Source organism: Variovorax sp. N23, assembly GCF_025486315.1.
Taxonomy (GTDB): Bacteria; Pseudomonadota; Gammaproteobacteria; order Burkholderiales; family Burkholderiaceae_C; genus Variovorax.
Map to the genome: position 1 here is coordinate 235,404 of NZ_JAOOPY010000001.1, position 17,821 is coordinate 253,224.

At 68.8% G+C, this 17,821-nt stretch carries 19 protein-coding genes and 1 pseudogene; 6 read left to right on the forward strand and 14 right to left on the reverse strand.

Translation table 11 applies throughout. The features are described 5' to 3' along the window. Window positions 1–300 precede the first annotated feature (300 nt). Window positions 301–618 (reverse strand): 30S ribosomal protein S20, encoded by a 318-nt coding sequence (rpsT, locus tag N8A90_RS01075; RefSeq protein ID WP_262072794.1) that lies wholly within the window; start codon window positions 616–618, stop codon window positions 301–303. 126 nt (window positions 619–744) lie between these two features. On the opposite strand from rpsT, the gene murJ reads away from it, so the two are divergent. From murJ to yccS, 4 genes are read left to right on the forward strand one after another with little or no spacing between them, the layout of a single operon-like run. Beyond that, window positions 745–2,310 (forward strand): murein biosynthesis integral membrane protein MurJ, encoded by a 1,566-nt coding sequence (gene murJ, locus N8A90_RS01080; protein WP_262072795.1) that lies wholly within the window; start codon window positions 745–747, stop codon window positions 2,308–2,310. A gap of 58 nt (window positions 2,311–2,368) precedes the next feature. Further along, a complete protein-coding gene (locus N8A90_RS01085) occupies window positions 2,369–3,220 on the forward strand; it encodes a SirB1 family protein (protein ID WP_262072796.1) in 852 nt (283 codons plus the stop codon). After that, window positions 3,220–3,630 (forward strand): bleomycin resistance protein, encoded by a 411-nt coding sequence (locus N8A90_RS01090; RefSeq protein WP_262072797.1) that lies wholly within the window; start codon window positions 3,220–3,222, stop codon window positions 3,628–3,630. Before N8A90_RS01085 ends, N8A90_RS01090 begins: the two co-directional genes overlap by 1 nt. Window positions 3,631–3,680: 50 nt before the next feature. Then, window positions 3,681–5,912 carry a YccS family putative transporter gene (gene yccS, locus N8A90_RS01095; RefSeq protein ID WP_262072798.1) on the forward strand — a complete coding sequence of 744 codons (2,232 nt, stop codon included), beginning with the start codon at window positions 3,681–3,683 and terminating at the stop codon, window positions 5,910–5,912. A 15-nt stretch (window positions 5,913–5,927) separates the two neighbouring features. Here the strand turns inward: yccS and N8A90_RS01100 are convergent, their stop codons facing one another. The 9 genes and pseudogenes from N8A90_RS01100 to N8A90_RS01140 all read right to left on the reverse strand — a co-directional run bounded on the left by N8A90_RS01100 (window position 5,928) and on the right by N8A90_RS01140 (window position 12,250). Continuing rightward, window positions 5,928–6,923, reverse strand: a complete 996-nt coding sequence (locus tag N8A90_RS01100) for a GlxA family transcriptional regulator (protein ID WP_262072799.1) — start codon at window positions 6,921–6,923, stop codon at window positions 5,928–5,930. Between the two features lie 22 nt (window positions 6,924–6,945). Next, window positions 6,946–7,257: a DUF1272 domain-containing protein gene (locus N8A90_RS01105; RefSeq protein ID WP_262072800.1), complete on the reverse strand. Its 312-nt coding sequence runs from the start codon at window positions 7,255–7,257 to the stop codon at window positions 6,946–6,948. Between the two features lie 12 nt (window positions 7,258–7,269). Beyond that, window positions 7,270–7,842, reverse strand: coding sequence for an isochorismatase family protein (locus N8A90_RS01110; protein WP_262072801.1), 573 nt, complete (start codon window positions 7,840–7,842; stop codon window positions 7,270–7,272). 119 nt (window positions 7,843–7,961) lie between these two features. Next, window positions 7,962–8,324: a DUF1428 domain-containing protein gene (locus N8A90_RS01115; protein WP_262072802.1), complete on the reverse strand. Its 363-nt coding sequence runs from the start codon at window positions 8,322–8,324 to the stop codon at window positions 7,962–7,964. A 68-nt stretch (window positions 8,325–8,392) separates the two neighbouring features. After that, the gene (locus tag N8A90_RS01120; protein WP_262072803.1) at window positions 8,393–9,856 is read right to left on the reverse strand and encodes a DHA2 family efflux MFS transporter permease subunit; all 1,464 of its coding nucleotides are present in this window, start codon (window positions 9,854–9,856) and stop codon (window positions 8,393–8,395) included. Then, on the reverse strand, window positions 9,849–10,274 hold the full coding sequence (locus N8A90_RS01125) for a VOC family protein (RefSeq protein WP_262072804.1): 426 nt from the start codon (window positions 10,272–10,274) through the stop codon (window positions 9,849–9,851). The genes N8A90_RS01120 and N8A90_RS01125 overlap by 8 nt, the downstream gene beginning before the upstream one ends. Window positions 10,275–10,679: 405 nt before the next feature. Beyond that, window positions 10,680–11,656, reverse strand: a pseudogene (locus N8A90_RS01130) (acetate kinase). Next, complete coding sequence (locus N8A90_RS01135) at window positions 11,541–12,086, reverse strand: hypothetical protein (protein WP_262072805.1); 546 nt, start codon at window positions 12,084–12,086, stop codon at window positions 11,541–11,543. The pseudogene N8A90_RS01130 and the gene N8A90_RS01135 overlap by 116 nt, the downstream one beginning before the upstream one ends. Then, window positions 12,083–12,250: a hypothetical protein gene (locus N8A90_RS01140; protein ID WP_262072806.1), complete on the reverse strand. Its 168-nt coding sequence runs from the start codon at window positions 12,248–12,250 to the stop codon at window positions 12,083–12,085. The genes N8A90_RS01135 and N8A90_RS01140 overlap by 4 nt, the downstream gene beginning before the upstream one ends. 157 nt (window positions 12,251–12,407) lie before the next feature. Here N8A90_RS01140 and N8A90_RS01145 point away from each other — a divergent pair, with 157 nt between their 5' ends. Together N8A90_RS01145 and N8A90_RS01150 are read left to right on the forward strand one after the other, a co-directional pair. Continuing rightward, window positions 12,408–13,019, forward strand: coding sequence for a hypothetical protein (locus N8A90_RS01145; protein ID WP_262072807.1), 612 nt, complete (start codon window positions 12,408–12,410; stop codon window positions 13,017–13,019). 61 nt (window positions 13,020–13,080) lie between these two features. Continuing rightward, window positions 13,081–14,439 carry a class I SAM-dependent methyltransferase gene (locus N8A90_RS01150; RefSeq protein ID WP_410087613.1) on the forward strand — a complete coding sequence of 453 codons (1,359 nt, stop codon included), beginning with the start codon at window positions 13,081–13,083 and terminating at the stop codon, window positions 14,437–14,439. A gap of 28 nt (window positions 14,440–14,467) precedes the next feature. Here the strand turns inward: N8A90_RS01150 and N8A90_RS01155 are convergent, their stop codons facing one another. From N8A90_RS01155 to N8A90_RS01170, 4 genes are read right to left on the reverse strand one after another with little or no spacing between them, the layout of a single operon-like run. After that, the gene (locus N8A90_RS01155) at window positions 14,468–15,454 is read right to left on the reverse strand and encodes a zinc-dependent alcohol dehydrogenase family protein (protein WP_410087623.1); all 987 of its coding nucleotides are present in this window, start codon (window positions 15,452–15,454) and stop codon (window positions 14,468–14,470) included. Window positions 15,455–15,470: 16 nt separating this feature from the next. Beyond that, window positions 15,471–15,950 carry a hypothetical protein gene (locus N8A90_RS01160; RefSeq protein ID WP_262072809.1) on the reverse strand — a complete coding sequence of 160 codons (480 nt, stop codon included), beginning with the start codon at window positions 15,948–15,950 and terminating at the stop codon, window positions 15,471–15,473. 54 nt (window positions 15,951–16,004) lie between these two features. After that, complete coding sequence (locus N8A90_RS01165; protein WP_262072810.1) at window positions 16,005–17,360, reverse strand: FAD-binding oxidoreductase; 1,356 nt, start codon at window positions 17,358–17,360, stop codon at window positions 16,005–16,007. After that, window positions 17,353–17,790, reverse strand: a complete 438-nt coding sequence (locus N8A90_RS01170) for a class I SAM-dependent methyltransferase (RefSeq protein ID WP_262072811.1) — start codon at window positions 17,788–17,790, stop codon at window positions 17,353–17,355. The genes N8A90_RS01165 and N8A90_RS01170 overlap by 8 nt, the downstream gene beginning before the upstream one ends. Window positions 17,791–17,821 lie beyond the last annotated feature (31 nt).

The window sequence follows — 17,821 nt, forward strand, 5'->3', positions numbered from 1 at the left end:
TGTCCCCGGCTGGTGTTGGCTTGATCGATGGAGGTGCCTTGCGTGCAGGCCCGCCGGTCTTGCTATCGGCAATCGGCGGCATTTCCTGTAGGGGTGTTCACGCCAGAACTGCGCATATCTGCACGCTGCGCCCGCGCGTTTGCCGGTTTTCTCCTGGATGGCGCTCATGTGCCTTCGGCGGTGGCAACAAGTACGGCGCCCATGAAAAAACCGCCCGAAGGCGGTTTTTCACTTTTGCTGCAGCGCACCCCTGTCAAACGGCGGACCGGCGGACCGGTCCGGGCTTGGCCTGACGGAAGGTCAGGCGGCGGCTTGCGCCGGTGCGGCCAGGGCGAGTGCCTTGACCTTGGCGGCGAGACGGCTCTTGTCGCGCGCTGCCTTGTTCTTGTGGAAGATGCCCTTGTCGGCGACGATGTCGACGATGCTCTGGGCCTTCGCGAAGAGTTCGGTGGCCTTGGTCTTGTCGCCAGCCAGCACGGCCTTCTCGACGTTCTTGACCGCGGTACGGTATTTGGAACGCAGCGAGGTGTTCGCGGCGTTGATCTTGACGTCCTGGCGGACGCGCTTGCGGCCCGACGCGAGGCGCGGGTTCTTCTTCTTGGGTTTTGCGGATGCCATTTTTTAGGTTCCTGGTGTCTGGGGATGATGCAGCAAAGCCAAAGATTATAGCCCGGCACCCAATTCGCCTCCAGGGTGCGTCGTTTGGCGGGGACGCCGCCATGCCGGGGCCTACACTTCGCCGCCGTGTCCCTGCTCAAATCCGCCTCCACCGTTTCGCTCCTGACGCTCGCTTCCCGGGTCACCGGGCTGGTCCGCGACCTGCTGATGGCGTCGGTGTTCGGGGTCAGCGCGCTGACCGACGCCTTCAATGTGGCCTTTCGTATTCCCAACCTGTTCCGGCGGGTGCTGGGGGAGGGGGCGTTCAGCCAGGCTTTCGTCCCGGTTCTGGCGGCCACGCGCACCGAGCAGGGTGACGCCGGCGCGCGGGCGCTGGTCGACCATGTCGCGACGCTGCTGACCTGGGCGCTGGTGCTGCTGTGCATCGCCGGCGTGGCGGGGGCGCCGGTGATGCTGTGGGCGATGGCCAGCGGCCTGCAGCAGACGCCGCACGGCTACGACGCCGCCGTGCTCATGACGCGCTGGATGTTCCCTTACATCTTCTTCATGTCGCTGGTGGCGCTGGCCGGCGGGGTGCTCAACACCTGGCGCAAGTTCGCGGTGCCGGCCGCCTCGCCGGTGCTGCTCAACGTGGCGCTGATCACCTCGATCCTGCTCGGTGCGCCGCTGTTCCGGCGCTGGGGCATCGAGCCGATCTACGCCCAATGTGTCGGTGTGATGGTGGGCGGGGCGCTGCAGCTGGGCATTCAATTGCCGGCGCTGCGCCGCATCGGCATGCTGCCGCGCATCGGCGTGAGCTGGCGCGCCCTCTGCACATCGTGGAGCGACCCGACGACGCGCAAGATCGTCCAGCTGATGCTGCCGGCGCTGATCGGCGTCAGCGTCGCGCAGATCTCGCTGCTCATCAACACGCAGATCGCCTCGCACCTGGCACCCGGCAGCGTCACCTGGGTCAGCTATGCCGACCGGCTGATGGAGTTCCCCACCGCGATGCTCGGCGTGGCACTCGGCGTGGTGCTGATGCCGCAACTGGCCAGCGCCCGCGCGGCGAAGGACGACGCCCGCTATTCCTCGCTGCTCGACTGGGGCCTGCGCCTCGTCGTGCTGCTGTCGGTGCCCTGCGCGGTGGCGTTGCTGGTGTTCTCCAAGCCGCTGGTCGCGGTGCTGTTCCACAACGGCGCCTTCAGCGCGCTCGACGTGCAGCGCACCACCGTCGCGCTGATGGGCTACGGCGCGGGCCTGGTCGGCATCGTCGCCATCAAGGTCCTGGCGCCGGGCTACTACGCGCGCCACGACATGCGCTCGCCGATGCGCATCGCAGTCGGCGTGCTGATCTTCACGCAACTGCTCAACCTGGTGCTCGTGCCGCTGCTGCAGCACGCCGCGCTGACGCTGACCATCGCGATCGGCGCGGTCGTCAACGCGCTGTGGCTGCTCGGCGGCCTGATGCGGCGCGGCAGCTACCAGCCCGAGCCCGGCTGGGGCAAGTTCGTCCTGCAGGTGCTCGTGTCGGCTGCCTTGCTGGGCCTTCTGTTGTACTGGGGCGCGCAGCATTTCGACTGGGTGGCGCTGCGCGACGCGCGGCTGCGGCGCATCGGCCTGCTGGCGCTGTTCATCGCCGGCGCCGGGGTGCTCTATTTCGCCGCGCTGACCCTGCTGGGCGTGCGGCTGCGCAGTTTCATCAAGCGATAAGGCGCGTCGACGCGTCGTTGCCTTGACGCTCCCGGCGCGCTCCTCTACAAAGAGCCTCATGACGTTCAGCTTCTCGGCACCGACCGCCCTCGAATACTTCGACTCGCTCGTCAAGAGCGACGACCAGTTTCCGCTGCTCGAGGCGGCCACGTCGCTGGCGCAGGACGAGTACCCCGAGCTCGACGTGCAGCAGGTGCTGGGCGACGTCGACCAGCTGCTGGCCCGCCTCAAGCGCCGGCTGCCGGCCGATGCGGCGCCGCTGGCGCGCCTGCGCGCGCTCAACCAGTTCTTCTTCCACGACCTGAGTTTCGGCGGCAACGTCAACGACTACTACGACCCCGACAACAGCTACCTGAACGCGGTGCTGCGCACGCGCCGCGGCATCCCGATCTCGCTGGCGGTGCTGTGGATGGAGCTGGCGCAGGGGCTGGGCCTGCAGGCGCGCGGCGTCGCGTTCCCGGGCCACTTCATGATGAAGGTCACGCTGCCCAAGGGCCAGGTGGTGATCGACCCCTTCACCGGCAAGTCGCTCTCGCGCGAAGACCTGAGCGAGCGGCTCGAGCCCTACAAGCGCAGCAACGGCCTGGTCGGCGACTTCGACGTGCCGCTGGGCCTCTACCTGCAGCCGGCCACGCCGCGCGAGATCATCGGCCGCATGCTGCGCAACCTGAAGGAAGTGCACCGCGCGCAGGAAGACTGGCAACGCGCCATCGCCGTGCAGGACCGCCTCGTGGCGCTGCTGCCCGAGGCCTGGGGCGAGCACCGCGACCGCGGCCTGGCGCACGCCGCGCAGGGCAACACGGCCGCCGCGGTGCGCGACCTGGAAACCTACCTGCGCCACGCCGAAGAGGCGCTCGACCTCGATGCCATCGCCGAGCGCGTCGCGGCCCTGCGCCGGGCGCTGAACTGATGGGCAGCGACCTCGGCACGCGCCATCAGTTCCATGGCGTGCAGCCGGTGCTGCCGGTGGCGGATGCGGCCCGCGCCGCGCGCTACTTCTGCGACGTGCTGGGCTTCGAGCTCGACTTCATTGCCGGCGAACCGCCGAGCTATGCGCGGGTGAAGCATGTGCCGGCGGCCGGGCAGGGCGAGGCGGTCTACCTGCGGCTCTGGCAGGTCAACACGCGCGAGGCGCGGCCGTGGCGTGGCGAGATCGTGATCCATGTGGGCCACGACCTCGACGGCCTGCACGCGGCCTACGTGAAGCGCGGCGTCGACATCCTCGAGCCGCCCACGTCGCAGCCCTGGGGCCTGCGCGAATTCGCGCTGCGCGAACCCGACGGCCACGTGCTGCGCTTCTGCGGCTATCTGCCGACCTGAACCACGCTGCGGCGCCGCGCGCGGTGGCACGCATCCTGCAGCATCCGGCCATGACCGATTCCGTTCTCGCCCTGTCGCCGCGCCGCTGGCTGTTCGCCGCCGGCGGCCAGCCGCTGCGGGTGCTGCTGGCGCTGGGCAGTGCCATGGCGCTGTGCGTCGGCACGGGCCACATGCATGCGCTGATCCCGGCAGCGCTGGGCATCATCGCCAGCGCGCTCGCCGAAACCGACGACAGTTGGCAGGGCCGCTGGCGCGCGCAGGCCGTCACGTTGCTGTGCTTCGCATCGATGGCCTTTGCGGTCGAGTCGCTGTTCGGCCGGCCGGTGCTCTTCATCGCTGGCCTGGCGGTCGCGGCCTTCGCATTGACCATGCTCGGCGCGATCGAGGCGCGCTTCAAGGCCATCGGCCATGCCACGCTGATCCTCGCGATGTACGCCACGCTCAGCCTCGACCACGCCGCCGGCGGCCAGCCGCGCTGGCACGAGGTGGCGCTGCTGCTGTCGGGCGCCGCCTGGTACGGCGCCTGGTCGGTCGGCTGGGCCGCGCTGTTCCCGGCCGAGCCGGTGCAGGCGCTGCTGGTGAAGCTCTTCCATGCGCTGGCCGATTACGTCGGCTTCAAGGCCTCGCTGTTCGAGCCGGTGCGCGGCGTCGACATCGAGCGCAAGCGGCTGTCGCTGGCGCAGCTCAACACCGGCGTGGTGGGCGCGCTCAACGCCGCGAAGGAGAGCATCTTCCGCCGCATCGGCCCGCGCACGCCGACCGGCCGCATCACGCGCTACCGAGGGCTCTACCTGATCGCGCAGGACGTGCACGAGCGTGCCAGCTCGTCGCACGACGACTACAACGCGCTGGCCGACGCCTTCTTCCACAGCGACGTGCTCTACCGCTGCCAGCGCGTGCTGGCGCTGCAGGCCGACGCCTGCCGCCGCCTGGCACTGTCGATCGCGCGGCGCGAGCCCTTCGTCGCCGGCGGCGCGACGGTGCAGGCGCTGTCCGACCTGCGCAGCGCGATCGCGCACGAACGCACGCGGGCCGACACGCCGCAGCGCCTGGCGCTGCTGGCCTCGGTCGAGGCGCTGGTCCGCAACCTCGCGCAGCTCGACGGCCAGCTCGCCGGCGCCAGCCAGCCCGCGGCGCAGGCCGGGCGGACCGACATGGACCTGTACGACCGCTCGCCGCGCAGCGGGCGCGATGCCGTCGAGCGGGTGCGGCGCCAGCTCGCGCCGCGCTCGCCGCTGTTCCGCCACGCGGTGCGACTGGCCGTGGCGCTCGTGGCCGGCTACGGCGTGATGCTGCTGATCCACCCGGTGCAGGGCTACTGGATTTTGTTGACCACGCTCTTCGTCATCCAGCCGACCTATGGCGACACGATGGCGCGCATGGCCGAGCGCGTCGCCGGCACGGCACTCGGCGTGGTGCTCGGCTGGGCGGTGCTCACGCTCTTTCCGCAGCCCTGGCTGCAGTCGCTGGTGGCGGTGGCGGCCGGCGTGTTCTTCTTCGGCGCGCGGGCCCGCCGCTACCTGTTGGCGACCGCGGCGGTCACGCTGCTGGTGCTGATGTTCTTCAACCAGGTCGGCGATGGCGGCCTGCTGCTGTGGCCGCGGCTCATCGACACCGCCATCGGCAGCGCGCTCGCGGGCCTGGCGATGGTGCTGGTGCTGCCGCACTGGGCGGCGCGCCGCATCAACGAGCTGGCCGCTGCGGCCCTGCAGACGCATGCGGCCTACCTGCGACAGATCGCGGCGCAGTACCGCTCGGGCGCGCGCGACGACCTGGCCTACCGGCTGGCGCGGCGCAACGCCCACAACGCCGATGCGGCGCTGTCGACCGCCGTCAGCGACATGTTCCGCGAGCCGGGCGTGGTGCGGCCGCATGCCGGCGTGGCGCTGCGCTTTCTGATCCGCTCGCACACGCTGCTGAGCTACGTCTCGGCGCTGGGCGCGCACCGCACCGCGCTGGCAGAGGCGCGGTCGGCGTCGGCGCTGTTCGACAGCATCGAAGGCGCGGCGGCGGCGCTCGACGCGCTGGCGCAGGCCTTCGCGCGTGGAACGACCGATGTCGCGGACCTGGCTGCCGGCCACCCCGTGCGCGAGGCGCTGGCGCGCGTGGTCCAGGCCGATGCCGACACGCAGGAAGCCGTGGGCCTGGTGCGCACGCAGCTCGGCCTGATCGCGCTGCAGCTCGACGCGCTGGGCACGCACACGGCCGAATGGCTCCAGGCCGGCACGCCGGACGCGGCCGCTGCACCGCTGACCGCGCAGGGCGGCACCGGCGCGCCCTGAGCGCCTGATCGCTCGTCAGCGGTTCGCCGTGGCGGATGTGGCCGACGATGGCGACCCGGGCAACCCGAACTGCCGCCACGCCCGGCGCAGCTGCGTGTCCGACCCGAAGCCCGATTGTTCTGCGGCCCGCGTCACGTTCGCGCCGGCCTGCAGCGCGAGTTGTGCGGACGCCAGCCGCAGCCGGCGCAGGTAGGCCAGCGGGGCCACGCCCGCGTGCTCCATGAACAGCCGCGTGAGGTGGCGCGGCGACGTGTGGGCCACCTCCGCCATCCGCGGCACCGTCCAGTCGGCCTGCGGCTGCGCGCTCACCGCGTCCTGCACGCGGTGCAGCGCGGCGTGCAGGTGATGGCGGTGCGCGAGGAAGGGCGACAGCTCCGGGTCGTGCGGCCCGCGCCGCAGTGCCACCACCATCGTCTGCGCCACCTGCGCGGCCAGCGCCTCGCCGCAAACCTCGCCGATGCGGTGCAGCATCAGGTCGATGCCGGTCGTCACACCGGCGCTGCTGAACACCGGCGGGTCGAGCACGAAGACGCGGTTGGCGACCACCTCGCAGTCGGGCGCCACGGCGCGCAGCTCGTCGAGGTGGTGGTGGTGCGTGGTCGCGCGGTGCCCGGCCAGCAGGCCCGCATGCGCCGCGAGCAGCGTGCCGGCGCACACGGTGACCAGCTCCAGCCGGCCGCGTTCCAGCCGTTGACCGCCGAGCCAGTGCAGCAGCGCGCGCGCTTCGTCGCTGTCGACCGCGATGGTGCGGCCGGGCAGCCCGACCAGCACGATCCACGCCGGCCCGTCCCAGGCCGTGGGCAACGGTGCCAGGCCGCTCAACGTCACGCCGACCGAGCCGATGCTGCTCGGTGTCGGCGACACGAAGTCGACGACGAAGCGCTCGGGCTGCCCGCTGGCGCGCAGCAGCTGGTTGGCGATGCGCAGCGCTTCCGCCGGGCCGGCCCAGTCGAGCACCAGGCTGTTCGGCAGCAGCGCGAAGGCGACGCGGATCGGTGGTCCTGATGTCAACGGCGGTCCTGAGTCGTCGCGCTCAACGCGCGCCGGGCGGCCTGCCGGCCAGGCGCCGCAGCAACTCGGCATGCGCAGCGAGGTCGGCGGGGCGGTGCTTGGCCTGGCTCGGCGCCGGGTGGTGCTGCAGCGAGTTGCCGCGGCCGTTCCAGTCTTGCGCCGGCCGGATCGGCCGCGGCACCAGGTTGCCGCCGCAGTTGGGGCAGACCTGCTGCAGCAAGGTGTCGGCGCAGTGCGCGCAGAAGGTGCATTCGAAGCTGCAGATGCGCGCGTCGGCCGACGCGGGCGGCAGTGCCGCGGCACAGTGTTCGCAGGCGGGGCGGAGTTCGAGCATGCCGATGCGCCTTCAAGCCGCCTGCGATGCGCGTGCCCGTTCCAGGGCCTGCGGCACGCTGCACAGCGTGGCGAAGCGGTCCTGCAGCACGGTGGCCGTGCGGTCCTTGATCTCGGCGGCCGGGAGCGGCCGGCCGTCGGGCTGCGTCATGTCGAAGGTGAGCGTGGCGTCGGTCACGTAGTCGACCTGCCAGCCGAGGTCGGACGCATGGCGCGTCGTCGTCTCGCAGCATTGCTCGGTGCGGATGCCGCTGACGATGAGGCGGCCGATGCCGTTCTGCGTGAGCCACACATCGAGCCCGGTGTTGACCAGTGCGCTGTGGCGGTGCTTGGTGAAGGTCTCGGCGGCGTCGAAGGGGGCCAGGCCTTTGAGCGGGCGGACGTGGCCCGATTCGACGGCGAAGGGGTTGTCGGCCGTGGTGGGCCCGTCGACGTGGAACACGCGCACGATCGGCACGCCGGCCTCGCGGCAGCCGTCGATCAACGCGTTCTGGGCGGCCAGGTAGGCGCCCATGTCGCGCTCGGTGGAGTAGGGGCGGTGACGGAACGATTCCTGAACGTCGATCACTATGAGACAGGTCTTCATGGTTGTGGGTGCGGCGGCGGTTGTGGATGTTGCGCCTGATTCTGAAGGGACACAAGCCGCTCGTCCGTGCCGTGCCGGACCTGAATCGATCAATTCAGGACATCGCTCGCGCCATCGTGTCAGAGCTCGACCAGCGTCTTGAACCCGCCCCAGAACATGCGCTGCATGTCGAAGGGCATCGCCTTCGGGTCCATCATCGATTTCAGCCGCGGGTCGGCCATCACCTTGGCGTTGATCGCGTCGCGCTGCTGGCGCGAGGGGTAGACGATCCACGAGAACACCACGACCTCGTCGGCCTTGAGCTTCACGCTTTGCGGGAAGGAGGTGCGCTTGCCGGGCTTCACGTCGTCGGCGACGCACTCGATGTATTCCAGCGCGCCGTGCTCGCGCCAGATCTTGCCGGCCTTGCGCGCGATCTTGCGGTAGGCCTCGATGTTGTCCTTGGGCACGGGCAGGACGAATCCGTCGACGTAGCGGGGCATGGGCGATCTCCGGTGGGTGTGGAACAGCAGGGACGAACGAAGCCTCAGCAGCAGATGGATCGGCGGACTCATGGGTGCGGATGGCCGGACGCCGCGGCACCAGGCCGCAGGAACACCGCGCCCAGTACCGCCGCCGCGGCGGCGAACACCGCACCGACGACGAAGGCCAGCTGGTAGCCCGCGTTGAGCGCCACGGCCTGGGGCGCGCCGGCCGCCAGGTGTGTGCCGGTGCGCGCGGCGGCCAGGCTGGCGAGCACCGCCAGGCCGAGCGAGCCGCCCATCATGAAGGCGGTGTTGACCACGCCGGACGCCAGGCCGGCGTCTTCCGGGCGCACGTCGCTCATGGCGGCCAGCAGCATCGGGTTGAAGGCGATGCCGGCGCCCAGGCCGAGCAGCAGCATGCCCGGCAGCACGTGCACGACGAAGTCGCCGCCCACTGGCGCGCGCGCGAAGCACGCGAGGCCCGCCGCCGCGATCAGCAGCCCGATGGCCAGGGGCCAGCGGATGCCGAAGCGCATCACCAGCCTGGCCGACAGCCCCACGGAGAAGGCCGCCATGATCAGGTTCGCCGGCAGGAAGGCGAGGCCGACCTGCATCGGGCTGTAGCCCAGCACCCCCTGCAGGTAGAGCGCCGAGATGAAGAACCAGGCGAACATCGCGGCGGCCCAGAGCACGCCGGCGACGTTGGCGGTCGCCACGTTGCGCAGGCGGAACAGCCCCAGCGGGACCAGCGGGTCGCGCACCCGCGCCTCGACCACCAGGAAGACGGCGAACAGCAGCACGGCAGCGCTCAGCAGCACGAGCGTCTGCGTCGAGGCCCAGCCGGTTTCGTTGCCGTTGACCACGCCGTACACCGCGAGCATGAGCGCGGCGGTCACGCTCACTGCGCCGGCGACGTCGAGCCGCACACCGGTGCGGTTGCCGTGGTGCGGCGGCAGCAGTGCCACGCACAGCGCGTACACGGCCACGCCGATCGGCAGGTTGACGAGGAAGATCCAGTGCCAGCTGAGCGCGCCGGTCAGCAGCCCGCCCAGCAGCACGCCGATGCTCCCGCCGCCCGCGCAGACGAAGCCGTAGACGCCCATCGCCTTGGCGCGGTCGGCCGGCTCGGTGAAGAGATTCATGATCAGCGAGAGCGACACGGCCGACACCACCGCGCCGCCCAGGCCCTGCACCGCCCGCGCCGTGATCAGCAGCGCCTGCGAGTTCGCGAGCCCGCAGGCCAGCGACGCGACGGTGAAGGCCACGATGCCGGCGAGGAACACGCGCCGGTGGCCGAACAGGTCGCCGAGCCGCCCGCCCAGCAGCAGGAAGCCGCCGAAGGTCAGCATGTAGGCGTTGACCACCCAGACCAGCGCGGTCTCGCTGAAGGCCAGGTCCTGGCGGATGGAGGGCAGGGCGACGTTCACGATGGTCGTGTCGAGCACGATCATCAGCACGCCCAGGCACAGCACCATCAGGGCGAGCCAGCGCCGGCGCTCCTCGGCGGGCGCACGCGCCTGCGCCGTCATCGGTGCTGCGGCCTCAGCCATGCTGCTGCATGCCGCCGTTGACCATCCACGGCGTGCCGAAGCGGTCGGTGCACATGCCGAAGCGCTCGGCCCAGAAGGTGGGGGCGATCGGCATCGTGATCTGGCCGCCTTCGGCCAGGGCGGCGAACACCTGCTCGGCCTCGGCCGCCGTGTCCTTGTTGACCGTGAGCGCGAAGCCCTTCATGCCTTCGTACGGCGGGCCTTCCATGGTGTCGGAGGCCATCAGCTGGCCGCCGTCGAACGTGAGCATCGCGTGCATCACGCGGGCGGCGGTGGCGGCCGACATCTGCTGCTGCTGCGCGCCCGGCATCTGCGCGAAGGTCATGACGTCGAGCTTGCCGCCGAGCACGCCTTGGTAGAAGGGCATGGCCTGTGCCGCCGTGCCGTCGAAGAAAAGGTACGCGTTGAAAGAGGGCATGGGAGTCTCCTGGGGGCTGGTGGGGCGGAGGGGTGCGTGGCGAGGGCTGATTTGTGTACGCCGTCCACAATACGATAGCAAAGTGACTGGACGGTGTCCACATGGAAACCCATGGGGCCGACGTGGGATCGGTTGCCAGCGGGGAACAAAGCTGTGGACTGGGGAATAAAGCAATGGACAGTGGAACAAAGTTGCGGACCGGAGCGGAGATGTCGGCCGCTGTCGCGTTGGCTATTCTCAGGAGCCGACGGCGTTCCCCATCCAACTGATCGTTTGAAGGTCCGCTTCTGAGCGACATGAAAGTCGGCTTCAGGCCAAAGCGGCAGTCGGCCCCTTGTGGATGTCTACACTTCAAGTCCGTCCCGACGGCTATGGTGGCGTCCGGGGCGGCTTCAACCGAACTGCTCAGGCGATCGCGCCCTGGATGATCTCTGCCGCACGCATGGCGGCAATCCACTCCTCGTTGGTCGGCTCCTCCGCCACGCGCACCGGGCTGGCCGTAGCGGAAATGACGCCGGCGCCGGCCTCGTTGGCCGCGGCGTCGAATACCACCCTCGCAGACGCGTCGCCGGATGGTTGCGTTGTGCTTATCGATGCCAGCGGTGAAGACGAGCAGGTCGAGCCCACCGAGCACGGCCACGAGCGCCCGATCTCCCGCATGATGCGGCGCACATACAGCGCCAGTGCCGCTTCAGCGCGCGGATTGTCCGCTTCGCAATGCAACAGGTCGAGCGGGTCGGGCGATACGCCGGAGATGCCCAGCAAGCCCGACGCGTGATAGAGCGCATGGTCGACGTCCTCTAGCGAGAGCTTCTGGGTCTCCATCATGTGCAGCACCGCATCGGGGTCGAGCGCTCTGCAGCGCGTGCCCATCATGAGTCCGTCCAGTGCCGAGAACCCCATCGTCGTCGCGACGCTGCGCAAGGCCTGCATGCCGCACAGGCTGGCGCCGCTGCCCAGGTGCGCGACGATGGTGCGCCCGCGTGCGCGGTCGCCATGCCGCTCGGCCAGCACGATCGACATGATTCGTAGGAGAGCCCGTGGAACCCGTAGAGCGGCACGCCCGCCTCCCAGGCCGCCCACGAGAGGGGCAGCATCTGCTCAACCTGTGGCATCGTGTGATGGAAGCTGGTGTCGAAGCACGCCACCTGGGGCAGGTCGGGGCGAGACGCCAGCAAGGTCTCGATGGCCTCCAGCGCGAACGGCTCTGGTGCGTCGCGTGACCCGCGCAGACCAGCTCGGCGCAGCGATCGCCGATGCTCGAACTCAGCCGGCGAGCGTCGGCGCGAACCTGTATGCGTAGAGCCACAGCAGCGCGAATCCGATCGGCAGGACGAGCGGCGTGACGCGGACAAGCGCATGAATGCGGCCGCCGATGACATGGCCCGAGGCGCTCTTGCGGTTGGCGATCATGGTTCGTTCATACGATGCGAGCGCCAGCGATGCTGAAGCGGAGAGCTCGAACCCGCTCCTGATTTGGCGCACGAGCATCGTCTGTTCACGGATATAGACCTGCTGGGCCCAACTGGCTGCGTAGATCGACGCAAAGATCAGGACGGACAGGACCATCGCCGCGAGTGGAAGCACATCGTGGAAGAACGTGCGCCACGCGAAGCCGGCGTTCCAGGAGGTGGCATACGCCGTCAGGAGGAAGGCCTGCGACGTCACGTACCACGTGACGCGGCTGGCGATCAGCGTGTCCTCCGCATGGATGTCCTCACGCAGGGATTGGAGTGCGGAGAACAGGGCGCTGGATGGTGGCGGTGCCGTCGCCGAGTGCAGCGCATGTATCTCCTTGGAGGGGGCCCTCACCGGTTCTGGCGCGGTGCGGCCAGAACATCGAGCGGAACGCGCGTGCCGACGCGCACGAACCGATCGACGAAGTCGATGTCTGGAACCAGGCAATGCATAGAAACCTCCGCGAATGGGCGTTCGATGATCGGCCGGGAAGCGCTGACCGTATTGCGATGGATCAAGCGAGGGAGAGGCGTTGTCGAAGAAGGTCGCATGTCTCCTCGGCATGAATCTCCGGGTTGAGTTTGTGCCGCAGCGCTTTGAAGTTGCGCCACATCAATGGTGTGCCGGTGTGCTCCGACGATCCTGCTCGTATCCACAAACCTCGGAGAGGCTCCCATGGCACATAGACTCAAATACCTGTTGATTGCGACCGTTCTGCTTGGCGTTGCAGTCAGCCAGGCGGCAGACAAGCCGCCATCACCAACGCCGCCAGCGGCGACTCAAGGTGCGGCGAAGGCGCAGAGCTTGCCCTCCAAGGCGGCGAAGCAGGCCGAAGCAGCGGCACGTCTGGCTGCTGCCCACGTGGCGGCAGCAATGAAAAAGGCGGAGGCATCCGTTGAGGACGCCTCCGAGCGATCCGCGCGCGCCGTGAACCGGGCGGTCCGCAAGGCCGATGAGGCGGCCGAGGCGGCCGCACGCAAAGCCGAGCGGGCCACCGAGGAGGCGACGGAAGAAACGAAGGAACTCGCCCGGAAGGCAGAGGACGCTGCCAAGCGATCCGCCGTCGCCACCCGGGATGCCGCAGAGAAGGCAAAGAGCGCGGCACAACACGCCGCCAAGTCTGCCCGGGAGGATGCGCTCCAAGCGGCGAAGGCGACACGCGATGCGCTGCGCAAGGCGGACGAGGAAGCGCAGCAGGCGGCCCGTGCATCGAAGGAGGCCGTCGACAAGGCTGGGGAGGCCGCCAAGGAGCGCCTCCATCCCGACTCCACCACGATGAAGAACTAGATGGCCTCCATCGCAAGTGCGCGCGCCATCCTCGTCGGCCGAGCGCGGGTGCCTTGAGATCATGGACACCTATTCGCTGAAGTACACCGACGGGCGCACGGAGGAAGAACCCGGTTCGGCCCTGCTGCCGGCGATTCGCATCCTCGCACGCCTGCTTCGAGGGTTCGAGGCACCGCCCATGCTCCGCCTGTGGAACGGCGCGCTGATCGAGCCGCGGGGGTGCGTTCCCACCTTCACACTGGTGCTGCGCGACCCGGTGCTGCTGCGCCGCATGGTCACCGAGCGCAATCCATTGCTGTTGGCCGACGCCTACTTCCGTGGCGCGCTCGACGTGGAAGGAGACCTCTACAGCGCACTTCGACTGAAGGACCACTTCGCTTCCATGATGCTGTCGTGGCGCGAAAAGCTGGCATTGCTGCGCGACGCCTGGCGCCTGCCGGCGGCCCGCGAAGCCGATTCCGCGAACGGCGGAACGGCGCTGTCTCGCTGGCAGCAGCGCTTTTCCCATCGGCATTCCCGCGATAGCGACCGCGCCGCCATTGCCTTTCACTACGATGTCTCCAACGCCTTCTACGGCCTGTGGCTGGACGAGCAGCGCGTCTATTCCTGCGCGGTGTTCGAGCGGACCGACGACACGCTCGAGCAGGCCCAGCGCAACAAGCTCGATCTGATCTGCCGCAAGCTGCGGCTGGTGCGCGGCGACCGGTTGCTCGACATCGGGTGTGGCTGGGGGGCGCTGGTGTGCTGGGCGGCGCGCGAATATGGCGTGCGAGCGCACGGCATCACTCTCAGTCAACGTCAGCTCGACTACGCGCGGGACCGCATCCGTACCGAAGGCCTGGAGGGACAGGTCACCGTGGCGCTTTGCGACTATAGGGATCTCCCTGCAGACGCAACGTACGACAAGGTGTCGAGCATCGGCATGTTCGAGCACGTGGGCCTGGGCAACCTGCCCGGCTATCTTGCGGCGGTGCATCGGGTGCTTCGGTCGGGCGGGCTCTTCCTCAACCACGGCATCACGCACGACGAGGAGGGATGGAACAAGACGGTGGCGTCCGAGTTCATCAATCGCTACGTGTTCCCGGACGGCGAGCTCGATTGCATCAGCAACATTCAGCTCGGTATGGAACGCACCGGCTTCGAGATCCATGACGTCGAAGGCCTGCGCCCCCACTACGCGCTGACGCTGCGCCATTGGGTGCAGCGGCTGGAGGCGAACCGCGACGCGGCGCTGCGCGAAGTCGATGAGCCGACCTACCGGGTCTGGCGCCTCTACATGGCCGCATGCGCGCTGGAGTTCGAGTCCGGCGGCACGGGCATCTATCAGGTTCTAGCGTCCCGGCGGGATTCCGGCCACTGGCCGGTGCCCATGTCACGGCGCGACCTCTATGCGGCGAATGCCTCGCCGCCCACCGCCTAGACCACAGGGCGCTGAACGGCTGGCGGTGCTACGGCACGAGCACCGCCGCGCCCTGCAGCCGGCCTGCGCGCAAGTCGTCCAGTGCGTCATTGGCCCGTTCGAGGGGGTAGATCGTCGTTTCCACGCGCAGGGGCACCGTCGCCGCCACGGCCAAGAACTCGCGCGCGTCGGCGCGCGTCAGGTTCGCCACCGACAGCAGTTGCCGCTCCTCCCAGAGCAGCCGGTACGCGAACGACGGGATGTCGCTCATGTGGATGCCGCCGCAGACGACCCGCCCGCCTTTGCGCACCGCTTGCAGGGCGAGCGGTACCAGCGCGCCGACCGGGGCGAAGATCAGGGCCGCATCCAGCAGGACGGGCGGGGCTTCTTCCGATCCGCCGGCCCACACGGCGCCCAGGGTGCGTGCGAAGGCCTGGGCTTGCGTGTCGCCCGCACGCGTGAAGGCGAAGATCTCGCGGCGCTGATGCCGTGCGACCTGCGCGATCAAGTGCGCAGCCGCGCCGAAGCCGTAGAGGCCGATCTTCATCGCATCGTCGCCGGCCATCCTGAGCGATCGCCAGCCGATCAGCCCCGCACACATCAGCGGCGCCAGGTGAACCGCGTCCATCGGCAAGGTCAATGGCAGGCAGAACGCGGCTTCGGCGACCACGTGTGTGGCGAAGCCGCCATCGCGGCCATGCCCGGTGAACAGCGGCTGGTCGCAGAGGTTCTCCCGGCCCAGTCGGCAGAACACGCAATGCCCGCAGCTATGGCCGAGCCAGGGAACACCCAGGCGATCGCCCAGCGCGAGATGCGTCACGCCTTCGCCGATGCCATCGACAACGCCGACGATCTCGTGTCCCGGGACGAGCGGCAGGTGCGGCAGGTCCAACTCCCCGTCGACGACGTGCAGATCGGTACGGCAGACTGCGCAGGCGGAGACGCGAAGCCGCACTTCACCCGGTCCAGGCGCTGGCAGCGGGCGCGTTTCCATGCGCAACGCCTGGCCAGGCTTGTGCAGCGTCATGGCGCGCATCATGGGCATCTGCCTGTCAACGCTCCGCCCGCGGTGTCGCACCGGGCCAGTAGAACACCAGCTCGACAGCGCCCTTGCCGATCCGGACCGTCTTGACTTGGACGTTTCCTTCGTAAGTCGCACGCACCCGGTAGCTGCCGGGTTCGAGCCGCACCCAAAGCAGTGGGCCGCTGTCCGGGTAGGGGCCGAATTCGCCGGCGCGATCGATGCCCTCGATCGTCACGGGGATTCCAGTGAGGAACTCGCCACTGCCTGCGGACGCGAAGGTCATGCGCAGGTTGTAGTTCTGGCGCTCCGCCTGCATCGCCTGCTGCTCTTCCTCGCCCACACCGCTATTGAGAAATCCCCCAGGCATCGGTCCGGACGAGGCGGCCATGGCAGTCGCGCCCACAGCCAAGGCCAGGAAGAGCGCCACGCGACGCATGGAAAGGTACCGATGCATGGATTGCCTCGCCGAAAAATATCCGATTCTGGAACGCTGCTGCGGCGCATTCATTGCGCGGCGTCAAGACCGCGGACGGGCTGCACCCGTCGTCTCCTGGCCCCCTCGTCAGGCGTGCAAAACGCACTTTTCGTAGAGGCCAAGCGCGCGATGCTGGGGGTCGTACTTGGTCTTCAGGGCGGTATAGCTGTCCATGTCGTAGGCCATGGCGAACTCTTCCCGCGTGAAGAAGCTGTCGGAATACAGGGACTTGATGCCGCCCAGCCGCTGCACTTCTCGCTCCACCAGCCGGTTGAAGTGGCCAGCCTCGCGTGCCACCGGGCTGTGGACCACGTCCCAAAAGCCGAAATTGATGCAGGCCTCACCCGCGGGCCTGGGATAAAGCGGAAACGGCTTCGCCGGGTCGGCGGCCTGGATCGGGCAGATCCAGATGGGCAGGATGCCGATCTGTTGGAGCAGGAAGTTCAGAAACTCCGCCGCGCGGCCCGCCGGAATGTCGACGTCCTGGATCACCGATTCTGGATACAGCCCGCGGCAGCGTGCCAATCGGCGCGTGATGCCCCAGCGGGCGTTCCAGCGCATCAGCTTCGTATAGGTGTGCGAATTGAGGCGCTTTCGGCCCAGCAGCCAGCGCACCAGTGGGTGCTGCGCACCCACGTTCCGGGAGCACCAGAACCAGTCGGTGTCCCAGCGCCACAGGTAATCGAGCGTGCGCAGGTAGTCGATCGGCTGCCGCGTCAGTGACTGGTAATAGATGTGCTCGTACCCGTAGTCCGACAGCCAGGGGGCCTGATCGGTGAAATGTCCGACGTTAGCGATCATTCGCCCGGGCCCGAACACCACGCCGTCGACGAAGTCGGCCGTGCCACGGTGTGCTTGCGACAAGGTCTCGAAGAAGTCTTCCGCCACCGTGTATGCGCGATGCTCGACACGGACGAAGGGCCGCACCGGGAGCGTGCGCAGCCGGACGCGGAGCGCGTAGCCCAGCGTGCCGTAGGAATTCGCAAAGCCGCGGAACAGGTCGCTGTGCTCGTTGTCCGGGGTACACGCGACGATGTCGCCGCCGGGCAGCAGCACATCGAGCTCGAGCATCGTGTCGTGCACCAGCCCCCTGCGGAAGGAGGTCGCCTCGATGCCCACACCAAATACCGCGCCGCCGACGGTGATGGTCTTGAGCTGCGGCACCACGGCGGGCATCAGACCCTGCGTCAGGGTGGCGTCGACCAGGTGCTCGTAACGCGTGAGCCCTTCGGCGTCGACCCAGCCCCCGGCGGCGTCCGTCCGGAGCACATGGTCGAAGGCGCTCAGGTCCAGCCGGGAACGTGCGCCTGAGGCGCGGTCGCGAAACAGGTTCGAGCTGGCCTTGGCGAGCCGCAGGGGGGCCGTGCCATTGGCGCGTCGCAGCGCCATCGTGTCACGCAACGCCTTCGTGCGTGCCGCATGGTCCGCCATCGGATCAGACATACAGGTGCGCGCGACTCATCGGATAGCCGTTGCGCGTGATGTTGCCCTTGCTGAAAACGATCTGGAACAGGTGCGTGTAGCCGGCCGGCGAGCGGAACATCTCCGCGCATCCGATCAGGTACACGCGCCAGATGCGCCGGAACCGTTCGTCGAAGCGCTCGGGATCCAGCGCCTGGATCGCCGGCCATTGCCGGTCGAAGCGCTCTGCCCAGGCATCCAGCGTCGGCGCGTAATGCCGTCGCAGATTCTCGACGTCGACGTCGACGACTTCGAGCCCGCAGTGCTCCATCTCGACGATCACCTCCGCCAGACTCGGAATCCAGCCGCCCGGGAAGACGTGCTTCCGGATGAAGAGTTCCGTCTCGTAGCGCCCGATGTGGCCGATGAAGTGCAGGACGGCCCAATCCGCCGGGTTTGAGGAAGTCGGCATGCGCCTGGACCACCTCCGCCAGTTGGTCGCG

What these genes read in the sequence shown, in the direction of transcription:
- N8A90_RS01145 (WP_262072807.1), top strand. Translation starts at nt 12,408, where the DNA reads ATGGCACATAGACTCAAATACCTGTTGATTGCGACCGTTCTGCTTGGC.
- N8A90_RS01165 (WP_262072810.1), bottom strand. Translation starts at nt 17,360, where the DNA reads ATGTCTGATCCGATGGCGGACCATGCGGCACGCACGAAGGCGTTGCGT.
- N8A90_RS01125 (WP_262072804.1), bottom strand. Translation starts at nt 10,274, where the DNA reads ATGCCCTCTTTCAACGCGTACCTTTTCTTCGACGGCACGGCGGCACAG.
- N8A90_RS01155 (WP_410087623.1), bottom strand. Translation starts at nt 15,454, where the DNA reads ATGCGCGCCATGACGCTGCACAAGCCTGGCCAGGCGTTGCGCATGGAA.
- N8A90_RS01120 (WP_262072803.1), bottom strand. Translation starts at nt 9,856, where the DNA reads ATGGCTGAGGCCGCAGCACCGATGACGGCGCAGGCGCGTGCGCCCGCC.
- N8A90_RS01110 (WP_262072801.1), bottom strand. Translation starts at nt 7,842, where the DNA reads ATGAAGACCTGTCTCATAGTGATCGACGTTCAGGAATCGTTCCGTCAC.
- N8A90_RS01150 (WP_410087613.1), top strand. Translation starts at nt 13,081, where the DNA reads ATGGACACCTATTCGCTGAAGTACACCGACGGGCGCACGGAGGAAGAA.
- N8A90_RS01170 (WP_262072811.1), bottom strand. Translation starts at nt 17,790, where the DNA reads ATGCCGACTTCCTCAAACCCGGCGGATTGGGCCGTCCTGCACTTCATC.
- N8A90_RS01085 (WP_262072796.1), top strand. Translation starts at nt 2,369, where the DNA reads ATGACGTTCAGCTTCTCGGCACCGACCGCCCTCGAATACTTCGACTCG.
- yccS (WP_262072798.1), top strand. Translation starts at nt 3,681, where the DNA reads ATGACCGATTCCGTTCTCGCCCTGTCGCCGCGCCGCTGGCTGTTCGCC.
- N8A90_RS01160 (WP_262072809.1), bottom strand. Translation starts at nt 15,950, where the DNA reads ATGAATGCGCCGCAGCAGCGTTCCAGAATCGGATATTTTTCGGCGAGG.
- N8A90_RS01105 (WP_262072800.1), bottom strand. Translation starts at nt 7,257, where the DNA reads ATGCTCGAACTCCGCCCCGCCTGCGAACACTGTGCCGCGGCACTGCCG.
- rpsT (WP_262072794.1), bottom strand. Translation starts at nt 618, where the DNA reads ATGGCATCCGCAAAACCCAAGAAGAAGAACCCGCGCCTCGCGTCGGGC.
- N8A90_RS01115 (WP_262072802.1), bottom strand. Translation starts at nt 8,324, where the DNA reads ATGCCCCGCTACGTCGACGGATTCGTCCTGCCCGTGCCCAAGGACAAC.
- N8A90_RS01090 (WP_262072797.1), top strand. Translation starts at nt 3,220, where the DNA reads ATGGGCAGCGACCTCGGCACGCGCCATCAGTTCCATGGCGTGCAGCCG.